This is a genomic window from Peribacillus sp. NPDC097224 (assembly GCF_044761985.1).
Classification (GTDB): Bacteria; Bacillota; Bacilli; order Bacillales; family DSM-1321; genus Peribacillus.
Genome location: NZ_JBIWDK010000016.1, coordinates 1 through 23,415 on the forward strand (window position 1 = coordinate 1; position 23,415 = coordinate 23,415).

The following is a 23,415-nucleotide window of genomic DNA, read 5'->3' on the forward strand; positions in this document are numbered from 1 at the left end:
CTGTAGTGATCTTTGGATTGCTCATAAAAAATCGTCCTTTCGTAAATGGTGTGTGGTAACTTCATTTTACTAAAAAGGGCGATTTTTTTGTGCATGAATTTCATAAAAAAAGGGTTGCCCTAAAAGTCATTTTCCTGACTTTTGGGACAGCCCCTTCTCTTCTTAGTGAAAAAAGGTCTCCCACTGGGAGGCCTTTTTCATTTTCTTCGAAGTAAGATATACACACCAATTGCGATTAAAACAAATGGCCAAAATTTTTCTATATTATAGGTTCCTGTTTCCAGTATTCCGAAAGATGAGGTGATTTTGTCATAAAACAAAGTGAGGATCGCTATGAAGAATAAAATCATCCCGTGCATCATGCCTGTATTCGTTTTACGTGTCCTAAGAATAAAACCTAGAGAAATGATTAAAATAAAGATACCAAGGCTATCCGGCCAAATCTCTAGGTTATTGGCGATATGGAAATGGGCGCCGAATCCGAGCAGGATGACACCGGGAAGTATGGATTCATACTCACTCCCACTGTAGGCCTGGATTAAAAAGGCAATACCGACAATACATAATAGTGTAGGCCAGCTAAAGAAACCTGGGAAAATTTCAATTCGTGAATGTTCAAGAAAAAAATAAAGTCCGAAACCGATTAAAATGATTCCGGGAAAAATTCGTTGCTTTTTCATTTTATCCTCCTATCAATTCGATTACTTGAAGTTTATTGGTATTTTTGATATGGTTCTTTTGTACACAATGTCGAAATATGTATTTAATATAAAAATACGGCTTATATATTCACTATATTAGTGGGTGAACAAGCTTTCTTATTATGGTAGCATACGTTCATAAACTGTTCATATATTTTTTTGTTTCAGTTTTTGTACATGGTATAATGAAGGTACATGAAAAATTTTGGGGGTGCAAAAGAAAAGATGCATATTCTAGCGGTTGGTATCAATTACAAAACTGCCCCTGTAGAAATTCGGGAAAAATTGTCGTTTAATGAAGCCGAACTTGCCGAGGCAATGAAAGCTCTTAAAAATAAAAAAAGTATTTTGGAGAATGTCATTATTTCCACATGCAATAGAACGGAAATATATGCGGTAGGTGATCAACTTCATACTAGCCGATACTATATTAAGGAATTCCTTTCTGAGTGGTTTCACATCGATAAAGAGGAGTTTTCTAAATATCTGTTTTTCTATGAAGGGGACGCTGCTGTTGAGCATTTATTTTCAGTTACATGTGGCCTGAACTCCATGATTCTTGGGGAAACGCAGATTTTGGGACAAGTTCGCTCGAGTTATATGTTGGGACAGAAGGAAGATACAATAGGAACGGTTTCTAATCATCTTTTCAAGCAAGCCCTTACACTGGCCAAAAAAGCCCATTCGGAAACGGAAATCAATACGAATGCAGTTTCCGTGAGCTATGCGGCCGTTGAATTGGCGAAGAAAATCTTTGGAAGCTTAAGTGGCAAGAATGTGCTGATTCTCGGAGCAGGTAAAATGGGTGAATTGGCGATTCAAAATCTTCACAGTAATGGTGCGGATAGCATTACTGTCATCAATCGTACTTATCAGAAGGCGGTTGATTTAGCTGAGAGATTTAATGGAGATGCAAAACAGCTTCAGGAACTGCAATGTGCATTGGTGGAAGCGGATATCTTAATTACGTCCACTGGATCGAAAGACCTTCTCGTCACAAAAGAAATGATGACATTTGTGAACAAGCTTCGCAAAGGCCGTCCTATCTTCATGGTGGATATCGCTGTTCCACGTGACTTGGATCCAACGTTGGCTGAACTGGAAAACGTATTCCTATACGACATCGATGACCTTGAAGGAATCGTACAAGCGAATATCGAAGAACGTAAGAAAGCTGCTGAAAAGATTGGCTTAATGATTGAATTCGAGATTGTTGAATTTAATCAGTGGATGAATTTGCTTGGTGTGGTTCCAGTCATTTCGTCCCTACGGGAAAAATCGTTATCGATTCAAAAGGAAACGATGGAGAGCATTGAAAGAAAGCTCCCACACTTGAGTGAACGTGATATAAAAGTATTGAATAAACATACGAAGAGCATCATTAATCAAATGCTGAGGGATCCGATTTTATATGCCAAAGAACTGGCAGAGGAACCAAATGCAAAAGAACAATTAAATAATTTTGTGAAAATCTTTCATTTAGAGGAATTGGTTGAAGAAAAGATGGTAGAGGACAATGAAACTGAAAAGGCACATGCGAAGTCTTCTCTACTAAATCCAGTTCCTGTCCATTAATGAGGTAGATATGGAATTACTAATGACAAGGTTACATGAAGGTACTGTATTGTTATATGCCGTCAGTATGCTTTTATATTTCTTCGATTTTCTAAATAATAACCAGAAGGCTAATAAAATCGCCTTCTGGTTGCTTTCTATTGTTTGGGTACTGCAAACAATTTTTTTATTTCTTTATGTAATGAAAACGGGAAGATTTCCAATCTTGACGATTTTCGAAGGGCTATATTTTTATGCTTGGCTCCTCGTTTCATTATCATTGATCATTAACCGGTTGTTACGTGTCGATTTTATCGTATTCTTTACTAATCTACTTGGGTTCATGGTGATGGCCATCCATACGTTTGCCCCTGTCCAGATAGAATCGGAAGTCCTTGCACAACAGCTGGTTTCTGAGCTTTTATTTATTCATATCACGTTTGCCTTACTATCTTATAGTGCTTTTACTCTTTCATTCGTGTTTTCCTTACTCTACTTGATTCAATATGACTTATTGAAGCGAAAGAAATGGGGTAAGCGGTTGCTTCGACTGGGTGATTTGACGAAGCTTGAAAATCTGTCGTATGTTCTCGCTGTAATCGGCGTTCCGTTATTGGGGGTATCTTTGATACTGGGCATTCAGTGGGCCAATCTTAAATTACCAGGTGTTTCTTGGTTGGATATGAAAATTATCGGTTCGTTTGTTATATTGATAGGATACAGTGTTTATTTATACTTGAAAATCCGAAAACAGGTTTATGGCAGGGCTTTGGCCTTTTTGAATATTGGATTCTTCATGATTGTATTAATTAACTTTTTCCTTTTTGGAAGTCTTTCATCATTCCATGTTTGGAATACATAGGAGGAAACTATGAGAAAAATCATTGTCGGTTCTAGACGTAGTAAACTAGCGATTACCCAAACGAATTGGGTGATTAATCAACTTAAGGAACTTGGCCTTCCCTACGAGTTCGAAGTGAAGGAAATAGTCACGAAAGGTGACCAAATCCTGGATGTGACGCTTTCGAAAGTAGGCGGTAAGGGACTATTTGTTAAAGAAATCGAACAGGCCATGCTGAATAAGGAAATTGATATGGCTGTACATAGCATGAAGGATATGCCAGCGGTGCTTCCAGAAGGATTGACGATTGGCTGCATTCCACCAAGAGAAGATCACCGTGATGCATTGATTTCAAAGAATCATGAAAAGCTTTCTGAATTGAAACCGGGCTCTATTGTTGGAACAAGCAGTTTGCGTCGCAGTGCCCAAATCTTGTCAAGAAGACCGGATCTTGAAATTAAATGGATTCGCGGGAATATTGATACCCGTTTGGATAAACTAAAAAATGAAGAGTATGACGCCATCATTCTAGCTGCTGCAGGTCTTGCTAGAATGGGTTGGAAGAAAGACGTCGTAACGGAATTTTTAGATGAAGACATTTGTTTACCGGCTGTTGGCCAAGGAGCTCTTTCCATTGAGTGCCGTGCAGATGATCATGATTTATTGTCTGAGCTTGCTAAATTCACGTGTGAAAATACGAAAAAGACCGTAGAAGCTGAACGTGCCTTTTTAGATAAAATGGAAGGTGGCTGCCAGGTGCCGATTGCAGGATTGGCAGTTGCAAAAGACAATGGAGATGTTTCCTTAACAGCTTTAGTCGCTTCCCCGGATGGTAAAGTGATTTATAAAGAAATGGCTGAGGGCCCAAATCCTGAAGCTGTTGGCCTTGAAGCTGCTAGATTGATTAGTGAATTCGGTGGCAAAGAGTTGATTGATCGTGTAAAAGAGGAGCTTGATCAGTAATGAAGCCGTTTTTGCCTCTTAAAGATTATCAGGTTTTAATCACCAGAGGGAAAGGGCAAGCAGAGGGTTTGCAAACTTTAGTGAAAAAAAATGGGGGAACTCCTCTGATGGTGCCGTTGCTTGAGTTTACCCTTCCAGAAAATCTGGAAGAGGTACAAGAACGGTTGAATCGATTGAACAGCTATGACTGGGTCATATTAACGAGCAAGAATGGTGTGGATTTTTTGTTCAGGCTGCTCGGCAAGCAACAACATGTGGTGCTTCCGAAAATAGCCGTCATTGGATCCAAAACGGAAGAGGCTTTGAACGCGTATGGATATGAAGCGGATTTTGTTCCATCCGAATATGTTGCAGAGCGTTTTGTTTCGGAGTTTATTACTCACCTCGAACCCGGTGAACGTGTCCTCCTTGCGAAAGGGAACCTCGCAAGGACGGTCATAGCGGAGGCCATTAATGAAACGAGTGCATCGTGTGATGAAATGATTATCTATCACACCATACTTCCACAAGAGAGCGAAAGACAACTGGTCCAATTAATCTTGAACGGGAAAGTGGATATCATCACCTTTACAAGCTCTTCCACGGTGAATCACTTTACACAGATCATTGAACAATATGAATTGAATACATACATAAAAGACCTTGTCATTGCTTGTATCGGACCGATTTGTGCCAGGACGGCATCGAGAAATGGTTTACATGTTTCTGTATGTCCTGATGTCTATACAACAGAAGCGATGGTTGAGGAAGTAGTACGATATATTGTTAAAAAGAATCCTAAAGGAGGAACCATAAAATGAAAGATATTTTATTCAATCGTCACCGCCGCCTGCGTGCAAGTGCCGGCATGAGGGCTTTGGTCCGTGAAACATACGTACATAAAGAGGATTTAATCTACCCGATTTTCATCATCGACGGCGAGAACATAAAAACAGAAATCGCCTCCATGCCAGGAATTTACCAGCTTTCGATGGATAATCTAGCGGCAGAGATGGATGAGGTCGTGGGTCTTGGCATTAAATCAGTCATTTTATTCGGTGTTCCATTTGAACATGATAAGGATGAACAAGGCACTGGAGCCTTTCATCATAATGGACTTGTCCAACAAGCAACCCGACTCATCAAAAAACAATACCCTGAAGTCATGGTCATTGCCGACACATGCTTATGTGAATACACAAGCCATGGTCACTGTGGAGTAGTTGAGGGAGACAAAATCTTAAATGATGCGTCACTTGACCTTCTTGCCAAAACGGCCATCAGCCAAGCAGAAGCAGGTGCCGATATCATTGCCCCTTCTAATATGATGGATGGATTTGTTGCGGCCATCCGTGCAGGACTAGATGAAGCTGGTTACGAAGATATCCCGATCATGTCTTATGCTGTGAAATATTCGTCCGCTTTTTATGGTCCTTTCCGTGATGCGGCCAATGGGGCTCCTCAGTTCGGCGACCGGAAAACGTACCAAATGGACCCGGCTAACCGTCTAGAAGCTTTCCGTGAAGCAGAATCCGATGTAGAAGAAGGAGCCGACTTCTTAATCGTGAAACCAGCTCTTTCCTACATGGATGTCATCAGGGACATGAAAAATACCTTCACACTTCCGATTGTGGCTTATAACGTAAGTGGGGAATATTCAATGGTGAAGGCTGCCGCCCAAAACGGCTGGATCGATGAAAAATCAATCGTAATGGAAATGATGACAGGCTTCAAACGAGCAGGTTCTGACTTGATCATTACTTATTTTTCAAAAGATGTAGCCCGTTGGATCGATGAAGATAATAAGTGAGGAAAAAATAATATAGTTTATTAGAGAAAAGGGGACGGATACATGCGTTCATACGAAAACTCAAAAAAGGCGTTTGCCGAAGCTAAAGACCTGATGCCAGGGGGCGTAAATAGTCCTGTCCGTGCCTTCAAGTCAGTGGATATGGATCCTATTTTCATGGAACGGGGTAAAGGATCCAAACTCTATGATATTGATGGCAACGAATATATTGACTACGTTCTTTCATGGGGTCCACTTATTCTTGGTCACACGAATGACCGTGTAGTTGAGGCATTGAAAAAGGTAGCAGAATCAGGTACAAGCTTCGGTACTTCTACGCTGATTGAAAATGAACTGGCTAAGCTAGTCATCGAGAGGGTCCCTTCAATCGAAATGATCCGAATGGTTTCTTCAGGAACAGAAGCTACGATGAGTGCATTGAGATTGGCGCGTGGCTATACAGGCCGCGATAAAATCCTGAAATTTGAAGGGTCTTATCATGGACATGGTGATTCCTTGCTGATTAAGGCCGGCTCTGGTGTGGCTACGCTTGGCTTACCTGATAGTCCAGGAGTGCCTGAAGGAATAGCAAAGAATACCATCACGGTACCATATAATGATCTTGCAGCCACTAAATACGCGTTCGAACAGTTTGGTGAAGATATCGCCTGTATAATCGTCGAGCCGGTTGCAGGGAATATGGGAGTCGTACCGCCACAACCTGGTTTCCTTGAAGGACTACGTGACTTGACGACCCAATACGGATCCTTATTGATCTTTGATGAAGTCATGACAGGCTTCCGAGTAGGTTATAACTGTGCTCAAGGTTATTTCGGCGTTGATCCGGACTTGACTTGCCTAGGTAAAGTGATTGGCGGCGGATTACCTGTCGGGGCTTTCGGCGGCAAACGTAAAATCATGGAGCAAGTAGCGCCAAGCGGTAATATTTATCAAGCAGGTACATTATCTGGTAACCCTCTTGCGATGACAGCAGGACTTGAAACCCTGAGTCAATTGACACCTGAATCGTATGATGAGTTTACCCGTAAAGGCGATATGCTTGAAAAAGGAATCGGGGAAGCGGCGAAACAATATGGCATTCCCTATACATTCAACCGTGCCGGTTCCATGATCGGACTTTTCTTTACAAATGAAGATGTAGTGAACTATGATACAGCCAAAACATCTGATTTAGAGTTTTTTGCATCGTACTACCGGGAAATGGCGAACCAAGGGATTTATCTTCCACCTTCTCAATACGAAGGCTTATTCCTATCAACGGCTCATAGCGATGAAGACATTGAAAAAACAATCGCAGCAGCTGAAAAAGCTTTCGCTACATTGAAAAAATAATCGTAAGGGTTTCCCCATTCCGGGGAAGCCCTTTTTTATTTGTGATGATTTCCCCCCTCCATTCAACCATTTGTTCGATTCATTCATCCATCTTTCCCATTGATTAAAGGAATAATCATTTCCCTTTCCTCATAGATTGTTATTGGTATAGGTACTGTTTTTCTGAAGCTGAAAGGAGGAGTTGTCTTGTCGCAAGAAAATGAATCGTATTTGCGATTTTCTTTGGAAGAGTCCGTTTGGTTTCATAAGGGACAGGAAGTGGCTGAGCTCTATTCCATATCCCTCGATCCAAATGTGACGATCCAGGAAAGCGATCAATATGTGTTTATCCGGGGTTCATTAGATTTAAGTGGTGAATACAAAGACTCGCAAAACGGTGATTATGAGGAATTTTCTCAAAGCTTTTTGCCGAAAGCCGTTCAAAAGGTTGAGAGGCATCCAGATGGTCTCAATGAATTCACACACCGATTTCCGGTTGATATAACGATACCGAATAACCGAATCTCCTCATTGGAGGAAATCGATATCACGATTCAGAGTTTTGACTATGCTCTGCCTGAACATAACTGCCTAAAATTACAGGCGGATTTGTTGATAACCGGTATTTACAATGATTCCTATGTGGAAGAGCGCATGGAAGTAGATCAAGAGACCGAGGAGACTGAGTTTCTTGAGGAATCAGATGAAGAAAATGAATCATACGTTCCATATGCGGCTGCAGAACCACCCGTCCCTGATTTCCATCATGTCTTCCGCAATGACGAGCAAAGTGATCTATACACGCCATTTTCCGCAGAAGCAAAACGAGTCGCGGAAGCAAAAGAGGATGAAGAAGAGGAACCGGTATACCTAAGTAATCATCAACATAACGCCCCTGTTTTTGAAATTCCTGTATCCCCATTTCCTGAGGAGATGCAGTGGGAACCCGAGGTCAACAGACAGGATAACGACATAGAGACGCAAGTGAAAAGAAGAGTAATTGAAATTGAGGAAGAGAAAAATGAGACTCCTGTTTCCAAGGAAAAGTGGCCAGCATCGTTTGAGACAGAAAAAGGAGGAAGAATTGAAGAGCAGGTTAAAAGAAGGGTGGATGAGATAGAGGGAGGAAAAGGAGAAAGTATCGAGGAACAGGTCAAAAGGCGAGTGGATGAAATCGAGGCAAAAAAAGATGCAGAGAACAAAGGGAACATCGAGGAACAGGTCAAAAGAAGAGTGGCTGAGATAGAAGATAAAAAAGGAAAACGTATTGAAACCGAAGTGAAAAGAAAAGTCGCTGAAATAGAAGAAGAAAAGGAAGGCTCCGTTTATTTGACCGATGTGGAAAATGTGCCAGTGGTTAAAATTCCGGGTTCGCCTCATCAAGAACAGGATGTCATCGTCAATAGGCAAGATGACAATCTTAGTGATGAGAATGAATCCTCAAGCCTCGAAAAGGATCCGGAATCCCTTTCATCTTTGACCGATCTATTCAAAAGAAGAGAAAAACCAGAAAAACAGGCAAAAGGAATGAAAAATTATAAAGGCAGAAAAAAGCAAAATGCCGAACAAGGTGAAAAAGAAAACCAGGATAATGCGGATAAGCAACACACCATCATGGATCTTTTCGGAAGAAAGCAGGAAGAAGAATTGGTCAGGATGAAGGTCTGTATTGTACAGCAGGGGGAAACGATAGATGATCTGGCCCAGCGTTATGGCGTCACGGTACAATCCTTGCTTCTTAGTAATGAACTAGAAGGCAATCAGAGCGTTACCGAAGGGCAAGTCATTTACATTCCAAAGTCCATTGCTTACAAAAACTAATCACAAGCAGTAAGCAGGGCCTTGGCTCTGCTCCTGCTTTATCTTGCATTTCAAACGATTGGCGAGCTTTTTTAAAAAGAAAGTGAGTGAGTCTCGTGAGGGAAAACGAGAATCAACAAAAGAATATTCAGGATAGTGATTCAGCCTATGTCTTAAAAGAATACGCGCTTTATGTACAATATATCGAGGACTTTGGACGAGTGAAAAAAGTGTATAGCGACCGTGGAACCTTTGCCTTGAAATCGATTACTCCCCACAATGGAATGGACTTTATCCGAAATATCCAAACATTGTATCACCGGGGATATAACCGAATCGTGCCTATTTACCAAACGATGGACCAGCGCTATGCCGTTCTTCATAACGGCCGATTATATTACCTGATGCCTTGGTTGAATAATGAAGAAAATGGCGAACGTGATGAGAAACATAAGCAAATGTTCAGGGAACTTGCACGGATGCATACACTGTCTGTGAAAGAAACAGAGGTGGATACAGAGGAGCGGGAAGCTCATTATGAAAGAACACTGAGTGAGTGGAATACGCAGAAGGACTTTATGGAGGAGTACATTGTCACCTGTGAAAGAAAGTGGTATATGTCTCCATTTGAGATGTCGGTCTGCACCTTTTTTACGGATATCACCCAGGCATTGAACTACTCTATCAAAAAGTTTGAAACATGGTTCGAAAAGACAAAGGAAAGCGAAAAAGTAAGGACCGTCCTCACCCACGGAAAGGTTTCATTGAAGCACTTTGTATATGATGAACGAGGATATGGTTACTTTATCAATTTCGAGAATTCGAATACGGCCCCTCCCCATTTTGACTTACTACCTTTTCTCGTCAAAACGGCAAGGACCTATCCAGTCCAATGTGATGATTGCGTCGATTGGCTTTATAATTATCTTCGTTTCTTTCCTTTGAAAGAAGAGGAAATGCTGCTGATGCAAAGTTATTTGGCTTTCCCGGGATCAGCACTGGATGTGGTGAAGAACTATTCCGAGGGTAAAGGTCTAAGGACGGAACTGGATAATGTCACGAAGTTGCAACGACAATTCTGGCTTTTGAAGAATGTGGAATATATGGTGATGAAGGTCGAGGAAGTCGAAAAACAGAAAAAAGCGGCTGCCGAGGCGGCCAAAGAGGAACAATCGCCCCCAAGCTAAATATACATGAATGGATGAATATCCAATCATGTATATTTTTTTGTTGTAGGGGAATAATTATATCCATTCTAAATATAAAGACATGGCTAAGAAAATAAAGGCGACCAACAGGAGCATATCGAAGAAAGTTGGAAATATTAACGTACGTATTCCTTGAAAAACAATGAAGGGGACAATGAATTGCTGACAAACACCGCGGAACTTTTTCATCCAAGGTGGCAACGTATAAGGTGAGTATTTTCGTCTCAAGATTGCACCTTCCTTTGTAGGACTTCTTTTATTGTATGGGAGGGCTGCGAAACATGTGAGAAATGCGGAACATCATGAAACGTTGATGTATAATAGGAAAATCGTTCTGTTCTTGTGAGCCTCCCTTAGTGAATAGGGCCATACTTACGAAAGTAAACGAAAAGATGATTGACTCGACCCCCCTTTTTTTTGTACTATATACTATATGCAATTAATGATTTTACATATGAATATAAATGAATGTAAAGACCGGAAATAGTAAGATGAAATGCCCTTTTCAGAGAGGAAACCATTGGTGCGAGGTTTCTAAGCAGGCAGCATCAGAAGTCGTCCGCGAGCAGTCTTCGTGAATAGTTAGTAGCGAAGGCCGGTGAAGAGCCGTTATCCGATTTGAGAGCCGAGAAAAGATTTCTTTCTTTTTCGGAAAAAAGGTGGCACCGCGAACAACTTCCTTCGTCCTTTTATGATGATGGAAGTTTTTTTATGCCCAAAAGGAGGAAAACAACATGGAAGAAAACCAAATTTCGATGCCAACAAAATATGATCCGCAAACGATAGAGAAAGGCCGTTATAAATGGTGGCTTGATGGGAAGTACTTTGAAACAACAGGTGATGATAAAAAAGAACCGTATACAATCGTCATCCCTCCACCAAACGTAACAGGTAAGCTACATCTTGGTCATGCTTGGGATACAACACTACAAGATATCTTGACACGTATGAAGCGTATGCAAGGATATGACGTGCTATGGCTTCCTGGTATGGACCATGCCGGTATCGCAACACAGGCGAAAGTGGAACAAAAGCTTCGTGCTGAAGGCGTTAGCCGCTATGACCTAGGTCGTGAGAAATTCGTGGAAGAAACATGGAAATGGAAAGAGGAGTATGCAAGCCATATCCGTGAACAATGGGCAAAACTTGGCCTTGGCCTTGACTATACCCGCGAACGCTTCACGCTAGATGAAGGTCTTTCTAAAGCGGTCAATGAAGTATTCGTTACCCTTTATAAAAAAGGATTGATTTATCGTGGCGAATATATCATTAACTGGGACCCATCGACGAAAACGGCCATTTCTGATATCGAAGTAATCTACAAAGATATTCAAGGTGCATTCTATCATATGAAATACCCGCTAGTTGACGGATCGGGAGAAATTGAAATTGCGACAACCCGTCCAGAAACGATGCTTGGTGATACGGCAGTTGCGGTACATCCTAAAGATGACCGTTACAAGCATTTAATCGGGAAAATGGTTCGTCTGCCAATCACAGGTCGTGAAATTCCGATCGTTGGCGATGATTATGTGGATATGGATTTCGGTTCAGGTGCCGTTAAAATTACACCGGCTCATGACCCTAATGACTTTGAAATCGGAAACCGTCATAATCTAGAACGCATCCTTGTCATGCATGAAGATGGTTCGATGAATGAGAAGGCCGGTAAATATGAAGGAATGGACCGTTTCGAATGCCGTAAGCAAATCGTCAAAGACTTGCAAGAAGCTGGAGTACTCTTCAAAATTGAAGACCACCTTCACTCTGTCGGCCATTCAGAGCGTAGCGGAGCAGTTGTAGAACCATATCTTTCTACTCAATGGTTCGTTAAAATGCAGCCTCTTGCTGATGCATCGGTTGACCTTCAAAAGAAATCCGAGGATGAAAAGGTCAACTTCGTTCCGGATCGTTTCGAGAAAACGTATCTGCACTGGATGGAAAATATCCGCGATTGGTGTATTTCCCGTCAACTTTGGTGGGGTCACCGCATCCCGGCCTGGTACCATAAAGAAACTGGCGAGGTATACGTGGGACAGGAAGCACCTGCTGATGCACAGAACTGGGAACAGGATACAGACGTCCTGGACACGTGGTTCAGCTCCGCACTATGGCCGTTCTCGACTATGGGCTGGCCGGACAAGGAAAGCATCGATTTCAAACGTTACTATCCGACCGGAGCACTTGTAACAGGATATGATATCATTTTCTTCTGGGTATCACGGATGATTTTCCAAGCGCTTGAATTTACGGGAGAGCGCCCATTCGAAGACGTTCTGATCCATGGTCTTGTTCGTGATGAACAGGGACGCAAGATGAGTAAATCGCTTGGCAATGGTGTCGATCCAATGGATGTCATCGACCAATATGGTGCAGATTCGCTACGTTACTTCCTTTCAACAGGAAGCTCACCAGGGCAAGATCTTCGTTACAGCACTGAAAAAGTGGAAGCGGTATGGAATTTCTCCAATAAGATCTGGAATGCCTCCCGTTTTGCCTTAATGAACATGAATGGCATGACCTATGATGAAATCGATTTAAGCGGTGAAAAGTCCGTTGCTGATAAATGGATCCTTACTCGATTGAATGAAACGATTTCAAACGTGACAAGACTTGCGGACCGTTATGAATTCGGTGAAGTGGGTCGCGTGCTTTATAATTTCATTTGGGATGATTTCTGTGACTGGTATATTGAAATGGCTAAACTTCCGCTATATGGGGAAGACGAAGCGGCGAAGAAAACGACTCGTTCGATTCTTGCATACGTGCTAGATAACACGATGAGATTGCTTCACCCATTCATGCCGTTCATAACGGAAGAAATTTGGCAAAACCTTCCGCACCAAGGCGAATCAATCACGGTTGCTGCATGGCCTGAAGTGAAGGAAGAGTTAACGGATACAGCTGCAGCGGAGGAAATGAAACTGCTTGTTGAAATCATCCGTTCAGTCCGGAATATCCGTTCTGAAGTCAACACGCCTTTAAGCAAAAAAATCAACTTGATTCTAAAAGCAAAAGATGCGTCCATTTTAGAAACATTAGAAAAAAACAGCAGCTATATCGAGCGCTTCTGTAATCCTGAACAATTGACAATCGGCATCGATGTCGAAGAACCAGCACAAGCCATGACAGCTGTGGTTACGGGTGTTGAACTGATCCTTCCACTAACAGGGCTGATCAATATCGACGAAGAAGTGAAACGTCTTGAAAAGGAACTCGACAAACTTAATAAAGAAGTAGAACGCGTACAGAAAAAACTAGGCAACGAAGGCTTCGTCAAAAAAGCGCCAGCAAGCGTCATTGAAGAAGAACGTGCCAAAGAAAAAGACTACAGTGAGAAACGTGATTCTGTCATTCATAGAATCAATGAATTGAAACAGCTTTAAAAAACAAAAAAGGATGAACCGGCTATGTAAGAAGCTGGTTCATCCTTTTGTTTGTTACTTAACCGATAGTTTCTCTTTTATAAACAATAGATACTCTTTTACAATATTAAGATTACTGAGCGCACTTAACGTTCTGCTTCCCACTACATCTTCAATTTCATTGAGCATGAGGCTGCCATCTTCGGCGAAAATGAAATCAATCCCGACCATGCCAAAGTCAAAGGCGGCAATTACCCGTTCTACGAGTGTCCGTTCGGCAGCTGACAGCTCATATAACGAAGCAGATCCGCCTAACGTGTAATTGGCCTTGAAGTTAGAAGAGGACTCTCTAAGGACAGCTGCAATGATTCTGTTCCCAATGACAAAGACACGGATATCCTTTCCGAATACACCCGGTTTTTGAACGATCCATTTTGCGTTAGGCAGTTCTCTCAAGTCTTTTTCATGTTCAATCAAGTAAACCTGTTTTCCACCACGTCCATGAACGTCTTTCGCAATGAATGGTAATTCCATATCGCTTGTTGAGGGAGTGCCATAGCAATAAACGGTATCGGACATCGGAATGCCGATTGAAGTCACATATTGATGCGTTTTTGCTTTATCATTCACGATTTCCGAGATGAAAGAAGAGTTGAAGCATGTGATATGTAGCCTTTCCAATTGTTTGGTGAAGAAAGGATCGATGGTCCGGACTATTGCAAAATCAGGCAAATCTATCGGTTCGTGCTTGTGTTCGACATACAATTGATTCGAACGGTGGCCGATTTGTATGTGGTCGCGATAATATAAACGCAAATCTAGGTCGAGACTTTTGGCCTCTTCCAGCATCCAATCTATGTATCCCCTGTTTTTTGCGGCATCTTCTTGGTTATAAATCAGCCAGCCTGTATGCTTTTTCATTGGAATCCCTTTCTTTCGAATGCATCCATCACATAATCAAACATGCTGTCAGCAATATTAATGCCCGTACATTCGTAAATGTTGAGCAAGTGCGAGTTCGAGTTCACTTCACATAATAGCGGGCCATCTTCTCCGAACAGCAAATCTACCCCGGCAAAATCCGCACCCAATAGAGTAGCGCAACGGATGGCAAGATCACTTTCTGCCTTGGTGGGTGTGTAGGGGAAGGCTGTTCCACCAGCTGTCATGTTTGCTCGGAAATCATGCTCGGACTTCCGTTGCATGGAAGCGATGACTTGATTGCCGACGACATTGACACGGATATCCCGGCCTTTACTATGCTCAATGAATTCCTGCATAATAAAAGGCCGGTGCCCAAGCTTTTTCACCGTTTCCATAAATTCATCCTCCGTAGGAATTAAATACACCTGTTCCCCGAATGAACCGTATGCTTCTTTTACAACGAGGGGGTAGCCAAGCTCATTGCCGATTTTTTTGAATGCATCCAGGTTTTTTCTTTCTATTCCTTCATAAGTAAACGGGGGAAACAGGGTTTTTGGCATCGGAATGCCGTGACCCGCTAAAGCTTGATGCGTTTTGGCTTTGCTATCGCATATATCGATGGCCGAGCTGCTGTTATATACGGGTAGGCCGAGCAGTTCCAGATGGCGTGCCAAATGAATATCCTTATCCATAAACAGGACGAAATCTGGTAATTTTCCATCAGTTCCTTTTAGATACGGGGTTCCCTTTTCAATAACGGGAACCAGGTCGGAATTTCGGACAAGTGTTGCCGATATCCCTTTTCTTTCAGCGGACTCTTGTATGAATAAAGCCAAGCTAGAAAACTTTTCATGTTGCAAATAGCCGTTGACGACAATCCAACAATGGAGTGAAGAAGATTTCATGGTCAATCACTACCTTTCATCTAGGTAAATCGTTAATATATTGATAAAATAATTTTAACGCATAAGAGCGGTATAAAGAAAGAGGAGGCTTATCGATAAATGGTAACGGACATGAATGAAATCAACCGATTTTTTGAAGAAAGACAGGTCCAATTAGGTATGAACTTTGGCTTGTCACGAATGGAAACATTATTAGCTAAATTAGGAAACCCCCATGTAGGGCTTAAATATATACATATTGCAGGGTCCAATGGCAAAGGTTCTACGCTCCAATTCATAAAGGAAATCCTTTTGGCTGAAGGGCTACGGGTGGCTTCTTTCACATCCCCATACTTAATTCGACTGAATGAGCAGGTAAAGATAAACCGGGAGGAAATCAGCGATGAGGACTTTGTCTCTGGATTTCAAGAACTGTGGCCAATCGTACAAGAGATGGATGGTGAAGGAAATGGACCCACTCAATTTGAAATCCTGACAGCGATGGCTTTTTCTTATTTTAGCAAAAAAGGCACGGATTTGGTTTTACTGGAAACGGGACTTGGGGGAAGGCTCGATACCACCAATGTCGTCAAGCCACTTCTTTCCATCATCACCTCCATTTCTTTGGAGCATACGAATATCCTCGGTAATACGCTTGGAGAAATTGCTTTTGAGAAGGCAGGGATCATTAAAAAAGGGGCACCCATCATCAGTGGAGTGACGACAGAGGAACCAGCAAAGGTGATAGAAGATAAAGCACGTTCCATGGACGTTCCCTATTATCAAATCGATAAAGACGTTCATGTACATGGCATTAAGCAAGATGAACTCGGCCAAAGCTTCTCTTTTTCATTCAAGGATACCACCATCGAAAATATAGCGGTAAAGATGCTAGGGCGCCATCAAATCAATAATGCGGCACTGGCCATCGCAGCTGCTACAATTGTAAGAGAGGACATCCATGAACAAAGCATTCGGAAGGGGATAGGGGAAGCACAGTGGAATGGCCGTTTTGAGATAATTTCCGATGAACCGTTGATCATCATTGATGGGGCGCATAATCCAGCCGGTATTGAGGTGCTGCTTGACACGTTAAAGACACGCTATCCGAATCATCGTTACCGGTTTATATTCAGTTCGTTTCGTGATAAGGATTATGCTACGATGCTTCAGCTACTCGACACGGAAGCAAGTCAAATAACGGTTACTGAATTCGAACATGAACGGGCAGCGAACGCGGAAGTGCTTTATGAACATTGTTCTAAGGAGAAACGGGAATTGGAGAAGGATTGGCAGAAAGCGATCATAACCGGCAAACAAAGAACAAACGCACGAGAAGTACTGGTCATCACGGGTTCCCTCTATTTTCTTTCTCTTGTCCGGAAATTTGTATACAGTGTTGAGTGATCATCAGCATGTGCCACTTATTGCAGCCATTTTTTCTATCATATTTAGCTTTATACCCTTTTGTCTTTTAAGACAGAAGGGTTTTTTTAGGTTCCAAAAACAAAGAAACAAAGACTTTTAACCTATTAGTTTTAAAGTTTTTTAATTTGGGTATAGTGCTAAAGTAACTGATTACTGGTATGATTAATGTGTCAAGATACTCATGGGGATGGGGAGAATAAATGATTATTTCTAGAAAAAAAAGAATGGCTGTCTATGTGATGTGGTTTCTTATTATACCCGCTGGTTTAGTCGGGACTTTTCACGTATTTCCGCCAATCACGAGTGGGAATACGGGAGACATTGTTGCTTTTCTCGCACTCATAAGTGTATTGACCTTGATGCCGATTATGATTAACAATATCCCGATCACAGTCGTACAGGGAGTTTCGCTCGCGGTCTTTCTAGTGTTCGGACTAGCTATCGAAATCCTGGTCACACAGGTTACCTTCATGTTCATTATAGTCAGGCTTCGATTAGCCAAAAAGGATTGGTATCGGTTTCCGCTTAATTCCATCACGTCATTTATATTTTGCCTATTGAGTGGACTGGTCTATTATGGCTTAGGTGGAGATCATGATTTCACTTCCGGTATTGATGTTTCCGACATTCTGTTGATTCTCGTTTATCAGTGTTCTTATTTTTTATTCAATCATTTAGCTATCACCGTCTCACATTCATTGCTGTATGGAAAAAAGCTGGAGATGAAAACAAAGGATGCTTTATGGGACGGTTTCTTAAGCCTCATGACCATGCCAATCGGGATTATTTTATTTATTTTATATATCGAAATGGGGACCCTGGCCATTTTGCTCGTAGGGGCGGCTTTGATCAGTTTGGCTTATATCATGAAACAATACTATTTTACTAAGGAAATAAACAGGCATTTAAAAAAGGTGAGTGAATTTGGTCATCAGTTGACTCAAAGGCTACAGGCGAACGAGGTACTGGATCTATTTATTGATGGCAGTTCAGCGATCATCCCTTCCAAGTACACGCTGGTCTTCGAGATATTCGATGAAAAAGAAAACGCCCAGATATTACGATATGCAGAAAATGGCGTACAAATAGAAAAAAGGATTCAACCTGTTTCCATAAAAGAAGGAATCTATGCAACCCTCTTTCAATTGAAAAAAGCCAAGGTCTTTCATGCTAAAAAGGAATGGAAGCATCTGTCCAATTATGGGAATTTCCCCGAAGACGTGGAAAGCATCATGGCCATTCCGATTCTTCGAAACTCCGTTGTGGCAGGAGAAATCATTGTTACCTCTTCCAAGAAGAGGGCGTATGGTACGCATCAAACGAAGATCATGGACATTCTCTCATCCTACTTATGGGTGGCTCTTGAAAATGCTCGCCATTATCAAAAAACCAAATATAGCAGTGAACGATGCGCATTAACCCATTTATATAACTTTCGGTATTTTGAATGTGTGTTACATAAGGAGTTCGAACGTTTACAAAACCAATCAATCAATCAGTTGTCGCTGATCCTTCTTGATATTGACCATTTTAAGTCCGTTAACGATACATATGGGCATCAAAGCGGTAATGAAATCCTTTGTGAATTGGCGGAGCGTCTAGAGGGCATTGTTGGTCATTTAGGGGTAACAGCAAGGTACGGTGGAGAGGAATTCGTTATCCTCTTACCCAATGTTGGAAAAGAAGAAGTCTATCAATTCGCTGAATTTATCAGACTCTCGATAGCCAACAAGCCCTTCACCGTCCATTCGGATTTAAATGAAAATAGACGGGAAGAGTCCATTTCCATTACAGCAAGCATTGGGGTCGCAACAGCACCGGTCGATGCCGAAGATGCCCAATCGATAATCAGGCACGCTGACCGTGCCATGTATACAGGCGCAAAACAAGCTGGGAGAAATAAAGTGGCAGTATATGAAGGGTAAAAAGGCAGGATTCCTTGGAGTCTTGCCTTTTTTTATAAGGGTGATTTTACCAATATTAAAAATTAATGGATTTATTGCCCATTCCTGTGCATTTTTTGATAAAATATGCTTAAGTAATAAGACTATATAACTAATAATGGTATAAGAAATCGATAGAGAGAAACATATAGACTTACATTACCAGGAACTAAAACTGCTTCGTATAAGGCAGAGGAGAGATAAATTATAAATGAGAGTGATGTGTAAATTATGAAAAAATCAGTGGGGTTCTTCTTGTCATTGGTGTTACTATTTTCGTTTCTATTTCTACCTAAACCTTTAGAAGCAGCTGTTCAAACGTCTGGTCCTAAACTGAGAATCCTTGAGATAATTGCAACGGGGGAATCTTCACAATTAAAGAGTATCCTGGGTAATGACTATGAGTATACCTTAATGACGATGAAGAAGTTTGTCGCACAGCGGGAAGAGCTGGATGGCAAATATGATGTTATTGCGATTATGGAGGGGAATTATACTTCTGACCCTGTAAGTGGGGATAATCATAATACAAAAGGTGTAATGAATGACATAACGAATTTAAAAGCAAATGAAATCATTAATGATTTCATTAATAAAGGACAACCTGTCATCCTACATACCAAAAGTCTAACGACTGGTTCTAAAATAAAAGCGAAGTTTAGCAATCAAAATCTATTAAGTAAAAATAATGTCATCAACTATGATAGTACTAGTACCAATTCAAGCGGAAGCTTTTGGGATCGCTGGAACGAATTCTGGTATGGAAGTGGAAAAAATAATAATGAAAGTACACAAACAGATAAAGATAATATGAAAAAGGCTTTTAATGATTTTCTTAAAGGAGATAAGTACAAGCAATCCCCACGCTTTACATTAACTAAAGCCCCTGATAAGGAGAAGACATATCAGCCAAAAGAGGACATGGAATTCACGATGAATGTAGTCGTTCCTTCGGATATCAACTCGAGGAGCCTAAAAGCCAAGCTATATATCGATTCCAATTTTGACGACAAATATACGACAGACGAAATTGTATTGGAAGAGAACATTACTTCGAAATCAACAAACCTTTCTTTTAAACTACCAAATGGTTATTCAGGGGTACGTTATTGGAAAATGGAGCTTGTGGATTCCGGTAATAACTTAAAGAGTTATGAAAAAGGGATGATTAAGTTCGTTGACAAAAAAGTGGAAGTAAAAGTGCTCCAAGTCTACACCAATGAAAAAAGTTCGTTAAAAAGGAATAGCAACCCGAATAATATGAATCAATCCTATTTAAATAGTAACGAATATAGTATCTCAATTGACGCAACGAGCATGGACACTTTTAATAAGTCAAAAAAAGAAGAAACGAGTTATTCGCATGAGGTCATCAATGGAAAATATGACATGGTCATCTTTGGATTTGCCGATTCTTATAATAGATCGGCGAATATAAATACAAATGCAGTGGCTTCATTGAAAAGGTTTATTGCTTCTAAACAAAGCATCATGTTTACCCACGATACCATTTTCGAAAATAATAATAATTGGGTAAATAATTTCATGAATGATACAGGTCAAATCAGTCCTCAGACGAATCTTGGATATGGTGCACCCAATACTTCGAAAACGACGAAAAAAATCAATGATGGTTTAATGACAACCTATCCATATGCATTGAAAAATGAATTATCAGTGGCATTAACCCATAATCAGTATTACACGCTTGACTTGGAGGATCCAGAAATAATTCCTTGGTATAATATCACTGGAAACAGTAGGGATGAAAATGATAGCTGGAATCATTATTATACCTACTCGAAAGGGAACATTACGTACTCTGGAACAGGTCATAAGGGGGGAAGTGATAGCTTCCCTGATGATGAGCAAAAGTTATTCGTTAACACGATGTACAGAGCGTTCCTAGGGTCGAATCATGCACCTGAAATTACCATTCATACTCCAACGGAAAATCAGGTCATCCCTTTAAACCAGAACATCGAATTATCTTACACACTACAAGATTATGATTTAAAAGATAAAAATCTATCCACTAAAGTGTTTATGGACGAGAAAGAAGTATCGGAAGAAAAAGATGTGATTAATGGATCGACAATTAATATGTCTCTACCTCATAATTTACAGGATAGTAAAATTGTGACGATCAAGGTCCAAGCAACAGACCAATCTGGCGCAGTCAGTGAAAAAGAAGTGAAAGTAAAAGTACAAAAAATAAATGCCAATCTTGAAGTAAGCAGGACTCTGAAATCAAATAACTTAGTGGAAGTCGGACAACCTGTAGAAATCGAATATACGGTAACACCGAAAAAAATCACTGGAATAGAAGCTCAAGCCCTTTCTGGAAATTCCGTCACTCTAGAAGCCATGGCATTGAGAGAAAGTTTTCCGGCAGATTTGGAGGTCACTAGTGACGGTACGAAAAGTGGGACAGCATCAACTGGTATATCCCTAGAAAAGACATTGAGTATTGTCTACAAAAAAGTGGGCAATGACTTCGTTGCTAGTCCTTTGACGTTCAGTGTCCATGTCACGCCAACTGCAAAAAAACAGTATATATTGGCTAATTCTATATTGAGATATAAGGATTTAACTAATATCCAAAAGGAGTTAACGTTTAATACATTAACGTTCAATGCGGATTTCGCCTTAACTGGTATTGATTTTCCTGATTCTTACGTACTCAGTAAGGGTACAGAAAAAAACTTTTCGATTGACTTGAAAAAGTTGCCCGCAGATGCAGGAGTCAAGAGTATTTCATGGAGTGAAGAAAGCAGAGGAAATATTTTGGATTTAAATCCTGCTTCAGGAACGGCTAAAGTAATAAAAGAAGGAAATACATTCTTAAAAGTGAAAGTTACGGACAATTTCGGGAATGTTTTTGAAAAGAGAGTTCCTGTGACAGTAAGAATTCCAGTCGATTCGTTTACTTTAACGGACCTAACATTACATGTAGGCGAGACTTTACCATTACCCATTACGAATATATCACCCAAGGATGGTAAATCTAGCTTAGAAATTATAGTAAGTAACTATGATATAGCTCGTGTTAATAAAGAAGACTTCTCCATTACAGGGTTAACGACTGGTGAAACCCTCATGACTGTAACGGGCATTGATTCTAATGGTGAGATAGTCAAACACACTTCCATGATTACGGTGACAGAGGTACCCGTAACAGGTATTGAAGTGTACCCAAACGTGATTACCATGAATAAGTTCGATGAATTTAAAGATTTCACCGTTGAAATTTTACCAAGTAACGCAACGGATAAAACAGTAGTTTGGACATCTTCCGATAGCAACATTGTGGAAGTGGTGGAGAATGGTAAAATCAAGGGCGTCAGTACTGGGACGGCGAATATAGAGATTACATCTAAATCAAACCCTGTTGTGAAGGCCATAGTCAAGGTCCAAGTAGGTCAACCTCTTGAAGGAATCATCGTACCGGATATCACGCTACAAAAAGGTACTTCACAACCCATTGTCGTACATCATAGTCCAGCAGATGCAACAAACGTCGATACAACTGATTTCTCTCCTCTAAAGAATGATTATATAACGGTATCTAATGGAGCTGTTCATGGAGTGAGAGTAGGAAAAACTGAAATGACCGTTACAGTAAAAGATGATAAAGGTAAAGAATACAAAGCTGTCGTGAAGGTCACTGTTACGCCAATGGCCGAAAAAGATTCAAATGATAAGCAAGATAAATATTAATATTTTAAGGGCCGGGGCAACCCGGCTTTCGTTTATCTTCTAAACAGGAAAGGACATCCTATGAAAAAAAGAATCTTAATCATTAGTTCAATAGTTTTATGTATCTTGATTGTGGCTGGTGGGGTATATCAATACAACACAGCCAAAGCGGAAAAGAAAGAACAGTTTGAATCGCTGCTTACTTATATAAAAGCAGGGGAAGAATCGAAGGCGGAAAAGGTGTTGAAGAATAATAAATCAAAGGCATTCATCAATAAAGAATCGGAAGAGGGATACACTCCACTGGAATACGCCTTACACATGCAACTTTATTCTTTGGCTAGGACACTTTTAGAACAAGGGGCAGATGTGAGTACGAAAGCGGATAACCCTCTATTCATCCAGCTTGCTCATTCTTTAGATCATTACCAGCAGATGCAAGTCGAAGAAAAGCAGAAAGCCAAAAATGAGATGTTTAAAATGGCGCTAAAAAAAGCGGAAGCGAAGCTAAAAGAGAAGGATGACCAAGGAAACACGGCCCTCCATATCGTATCCCTAAAAGGGGATGATGAACTAGCACGACTTTTTATAAAGTATGGGGCTAACCCTGGAACCAAAAATAAAACCGGAGAAACGCCGCTCATGCTTGCCGTTCAGGAAGGGAATGTAAAGGCTAGTCAAGTATTGATAGAAAGCGATAAAGAACTAACAAAGATACAGGATCAGGGAAAGAATACTCTACTAACTATAGCGGTGATTGGTGGTAGAACGGATATAGTGAAGCTGCTTACTCGTACAGGGGCAATTCAGATTAATAGCAAAAATGAGCTGGGTAAGACAGCCCTTATGTATGCCAGCGAGTTCGGAGAGATAGAACAAGTCCAGTTATTGCTCGACGCCAAAGCTAATAAAGCATTAAAAAGCAATGATGGAAAGACCGCAAATGATTACGCTAAAGAATGGAACCATAAAGGGGTCATGAAACTATTGAAATAACAAAACAGG

General features: G+C 40.9%; 17 protein-coding genes and 1 other annotated feature. Of the genes, 13 read left to right on the plus strand and 4 right to left on the minus strand.

Annotated elements, in window-relative coordinates; all coding sequences use genetic code 11:
- Positions 1–197: 197 nt before the first annotated feature.
- Positions 198–680, minus strand: coding sequence for a LiaI-LiaF-like domain-containing protein (locus tag ACIQXR_RS19510; protein ID WP_402875857.1), 483 nt, complete (start codon positions 678–680; stop codon positions 198–200).
- Positions 681–926: 246 nt separating this feature from the next.
- Here ACIQXR_RS19510 and hemA point away from each other — a divergent pair, with 246 nt between their 5' ends.
- The 8 genes from hemA (at position 927) to ysxE (ending at position 10,146) form a co-directional block, all read left to right on the plus strand.
- Positions 927–2,276: a glutamyl-tRNA reductase gene (gene hemA, locus ACIQXR_RS19515; protein ID WP_402875855.1), complete on the plus strand. Its 1,350-nt coding sequence runs from the start codon at positions 927–929 to the stop codon at positions 2,274–2,276.
- A gap of 10 nt (positions 2,277–2,286) precedes the next feature.
- Positions 2,287–3,117, plus strand: a complete 831-nt coding sequence (locus ACIQXR_RS19520) for a cytochrome C assembly family protein (protein ID WP_402986494.1) — start codon at positions 2,287–2,289, stop codon at positions 3,115–3,117.
- A 9-nt stretch (positions 3,118–3,126) separates the two neighbouring features.
- Positions 3,127–4,059 (plus strand): hydroxymethylbilane synthase, encoded by a 933-nt coding sequence (gene hemC / locus ACIQXR_RS19525; RefSeq protein WP_402875850.1) that lies wholly within the window; start codon positions 3,127–3,129, stop codon positions 4,057–4,059.
- Positions 4,059–4,859, plus strand: coding sequence for a uroporphyrinogen-III synthase (locus ACIQXR_RS19530; RefSeq protein ID WP_402875848.1), 801 nt, complete (start codon positions 4,059–4,061; stop codon positions 4,857–4,859). Before hemC ends, ACIQXR_RS19530 begins: the two co-directional genes overlap by 1 nt.
- The gene (hemB, locus tag ACIQXR_RS19535) at positions 4,856–5,848 is read left to right on the plus strand and encodes a porphobilinogen synthase (RefSeq protein WP_402875846.1); all 993 of its coding nucleotides are present in this window, start codon (positions 4,856–4,858) and stop codon (positions 5,846–5,848) included. The genes ACIQXR_RS19530 and hemB overlap by 4 nt, the downstream gene beginning before the upstream one ends.
- Positions 5,849–5,890: 42 nt before the next feature.
- The gene (gene hemL, locus ACIQXR_RS19540; RefSeq protein ID WP_402875844.1) at positions 5,891–7,180 is read left to right on the plus strand and encodes a glutamate-1-semialdehyde 2,1-aminomutase; all 1,290 of its coding nucleotides are present in this window, start codon (positions 5,891–5,893) and stop codon (positions 7,178–7,180) included.
- A gap of 186 nt (positions 7,181–7,366) precedes the next feature.
- Positions 7,367–8,980, plus strand: a complete 1,614-nt coding sequence (locus tag ACIQXR_RS19545) for a LysM peptidoglycan-binding domain-containing protein (protein ID WP_402875842.1) — start codon at positions 7,367–7,369, stop codon at positions 8,978–8,980.
- Positions 8,981–9,075: 95 nt separating this feature from the next.
- The gene (ysxE, locus tag ACIQXR_RS19550) at positions 9,076–10,146 is read left to right on the plus strand and encodes a spore coat protein YsxE (RefSeq protein WP_402958140.1); all 1,071 of its coding nucleotides are present in this window, start codon (positions 9,076–9,078) and stop codon (positions 10,144–10,146) included.
- 57 nt (positions 10,147–10,203) lie between these two features.
- On the opposite strand, the gene ACIQXR_RS19555 is transcribed toward ysxE, so the two are convergent.
- Positions 10,204–10,356: a hypothetical protein gene (locus ACIQXR_RS19555; protein WP_402875862.1), complete on the minus strand. Its 153-nt coding sequence runs from the start codon at positions 10,354–10,356 to the stop codon at positions 10,204–10,206.
- A 275-nt stretch (positions 10,357–10,631) separates the two neighbouring features.
- Positions 10,632–10,859: a binding site (T-box leader), on the plus strand.
- Between the two features lie 42 nt (positions 10,860–10,901).
- On the opposite strand from ACIQXR_RS19555, the gene ACIQXR_RS19560 reads away from it, so the two are divergent.
- Positions 10,902–13,553 carry a valine--tRNA ligase gene (locus tag ACIQXR_RS19560; RefSeq protein WP_402875838.1) on the plus strand — a complete coding sequence of 884 codons (2,652 nt, stop codon included), beginning with the start codon at positions 10,902–10,904 and terminating at the stop codon, positions 13,551–13,553.
- A gap of 54 nt (positions 13,554–13,607) precedes the next feature.
- Here ACIQXR_RS19560 and ACIQXR_RS19565 read toward each other — a convergent pair whose 3' ends face one another.
- Both ACIQXR_RS19565 and ACIQXR_RS19570 read right to left on the minus strand, forming a co-directional pair.
- Positions 13,608–14,453: an ATP-grasp domain-containing protein gene (locus ACIQXR_RS19565; protein ID WP_402875836.1), complete on the minus strand. Its 846-nt coding sequence runs from the start codon at positions 14,451–14,453 to the stop codon at positions 13,608–13,610.
- Entirely contained in the window at positions 14,450–15,361 is a 912-nt protein-coding gene (locus tag ACIQXR_RS19570) for an ATP-grasp domain-containing protein (RefSeq protein ID WP_402875835.1), read from the minus strand. The genes ACIQXR_RS19565 and ACIQXR_RS19570 overlap by 4 nt, the downstream gene beginning before the upstream one ends.
- A 99-nt stretch (positions 15,362–15,460) precedes the next feature.
- Between ACIQXR_RS19570 and ACIQXR_RS19575 the strand changes: the two genes are divergently transcribed.
- The 4 genes from ACIQXR_RS19575 (at position 15,461) to ACIQXR_RS19590 (ending at position 23,406) form a co-directional block, all read left to right on the plus strand.
- Entirely contained in the window at positions 15,461–16,747 is a 1,287-nt protein-coding gene (locus ACIQXR_RS19575; RefSeq protein ID WP_402875833.1) for a bifunctional folylpolyglutamate synthase/dihydrofolate synthase, read from the plus strand.
- A 221-nt stretch (positions 16,748–16,968) separates the two neighbouring features.
- Positions 16,969–18,693, plus strand: a complete 1,725-nt coding sequence (locus ACIQXR_RS19580) for a sensor domain-containing diguanylate cyclase (RefSeq protein WP_402875831.1) — start codon at positions 16,969–16,971, stop codon at positions 18,691–18,693.
- Between the two features lie 249 nt (positions 18,694–18,942).
- Positions 18,943–22,431, plus strand: a complete 3,489-nt coding sequence (locus tag ACIQXR_RS19585) for a DUF5057 domain-containing protein (protein ID WP_403080580.1) — start codon at positions 18,943–18,945, stop codon at positions 22,429–22,431.
- A 60-nt stretch (positions 22,432–22,491) separates the two neighbouring features.
- Positions 22,492–23,406 (plus strand): ankyrin repeat domain-containing protein, encoded by a 915-nt coding sequence (locus ACIQXR_RS19590; protein WP_402875827.1) that lies wholly within the window; start codon positions 22,492–22,494, stop codon positions 23,404–23,406.
- Positions 23,407–23,415: the final 9 nt, after the last annotated feature.

Coding starts and splice junctions, on each gene's coding strand:
- hemB (WP_402875846.1), top strand. CDS start 4,856: ATGAAAGATATTTTATTCAATCGTCACCGCCGCCTGCGTGCAAGTGCC.
- ACIQXR_RS19555 (WP_402875862.1), bottom strand. CDS start 10,356: ATGAAAAAGTTCCGCGGTGTTTGTCAGCAATTCATTGTCCCCTTCATT.
- ACIQXR_RS19510 (WP_402875857.1), bottom strand. CDS start 680: ATGAAAAAGCAACGAATTTTTCCCGGAATCATTTTAATCGGTTTCGGA.
- ACIQXR_RS19520 (WP_402986494.1), top strand. CDS start 2,287: ATGGAATTACTAATGACAAGGTTACATGAAGGTACTGTATTGTTATAT.
- hemL (WP_402875844.1), top strand. CDS start 5,891: ATGCGTTCATACGAAAACTCAAAAAAGGCGTTTGCCGAAGCTAAAGAC.
- ACIQXR_RS19570 (WP_402875835.1), bottom strand. CDS start 15,361: ATGAAATCTTCTTCACTCCATTGTTGGATTGTCGTCAACGGCTATTTG.
- ACIQXR_RS19585 (WP_403080580.1), top strand. CDS start 18,943: ATGAAAAAATCAGTGGGGTTCTTCTTGTCATTGGTGTTACTATTTTCG.
- ACIQXR_RS19590 (WP_402875827.1), top strand. CDS start 22,492: ATGAAAAAAAGAATCTTAATCATTAGTTCAATAGTTTTATGTATCTTG.
- ACIQXR_RS19560 (WP_402875838.1), top strand. CDS start 10,902: ATGGAAGAAAACCAAATTTCGATGCCAACAAAATATGATCCGCAAACG.
- ACIQXR_RS19575 (WP_402875833.1), top strand. CDS start 15,461: ATGGTAACGGACATGAATGAAATCAACCGATTTTTTGAAGAAAGACAG.
- hemC (WP_402875850.1), top strand. CDS start 3,127: ATGAGAAAAATCATTGTCGGTTCTAGACGTAGTAAACTAGCGATTACC.
- ACIQXR_RS19530 (WP_402875848.1), top strand. CDS start 4,059: ATGAAGCCGTTTTTGCCTCTTAAAGATTATCAGGTTTTAATCACCAGA.
- hemA (WP_402875855.1), top strand. CDS start 927: ATGCATATTCTAGCGGTTGGTATCAATTACAAAACTGCCCCTGTAGAA.
- ACIQXR_RS19580 (WP_402875831.1), top strand. CDS start 16,969: ATGATTATTTCTAGAAAAAAAAGAATGGCTGTCTATGTGATGTGGTTT.
- ACIQXR_RS19565 (WP_402875836.1), bottom strand. CDS start 14,453: ATGAAAAAGCATACAGGCTGGCTGATTTATAACCAAGAAGATGCCGCA.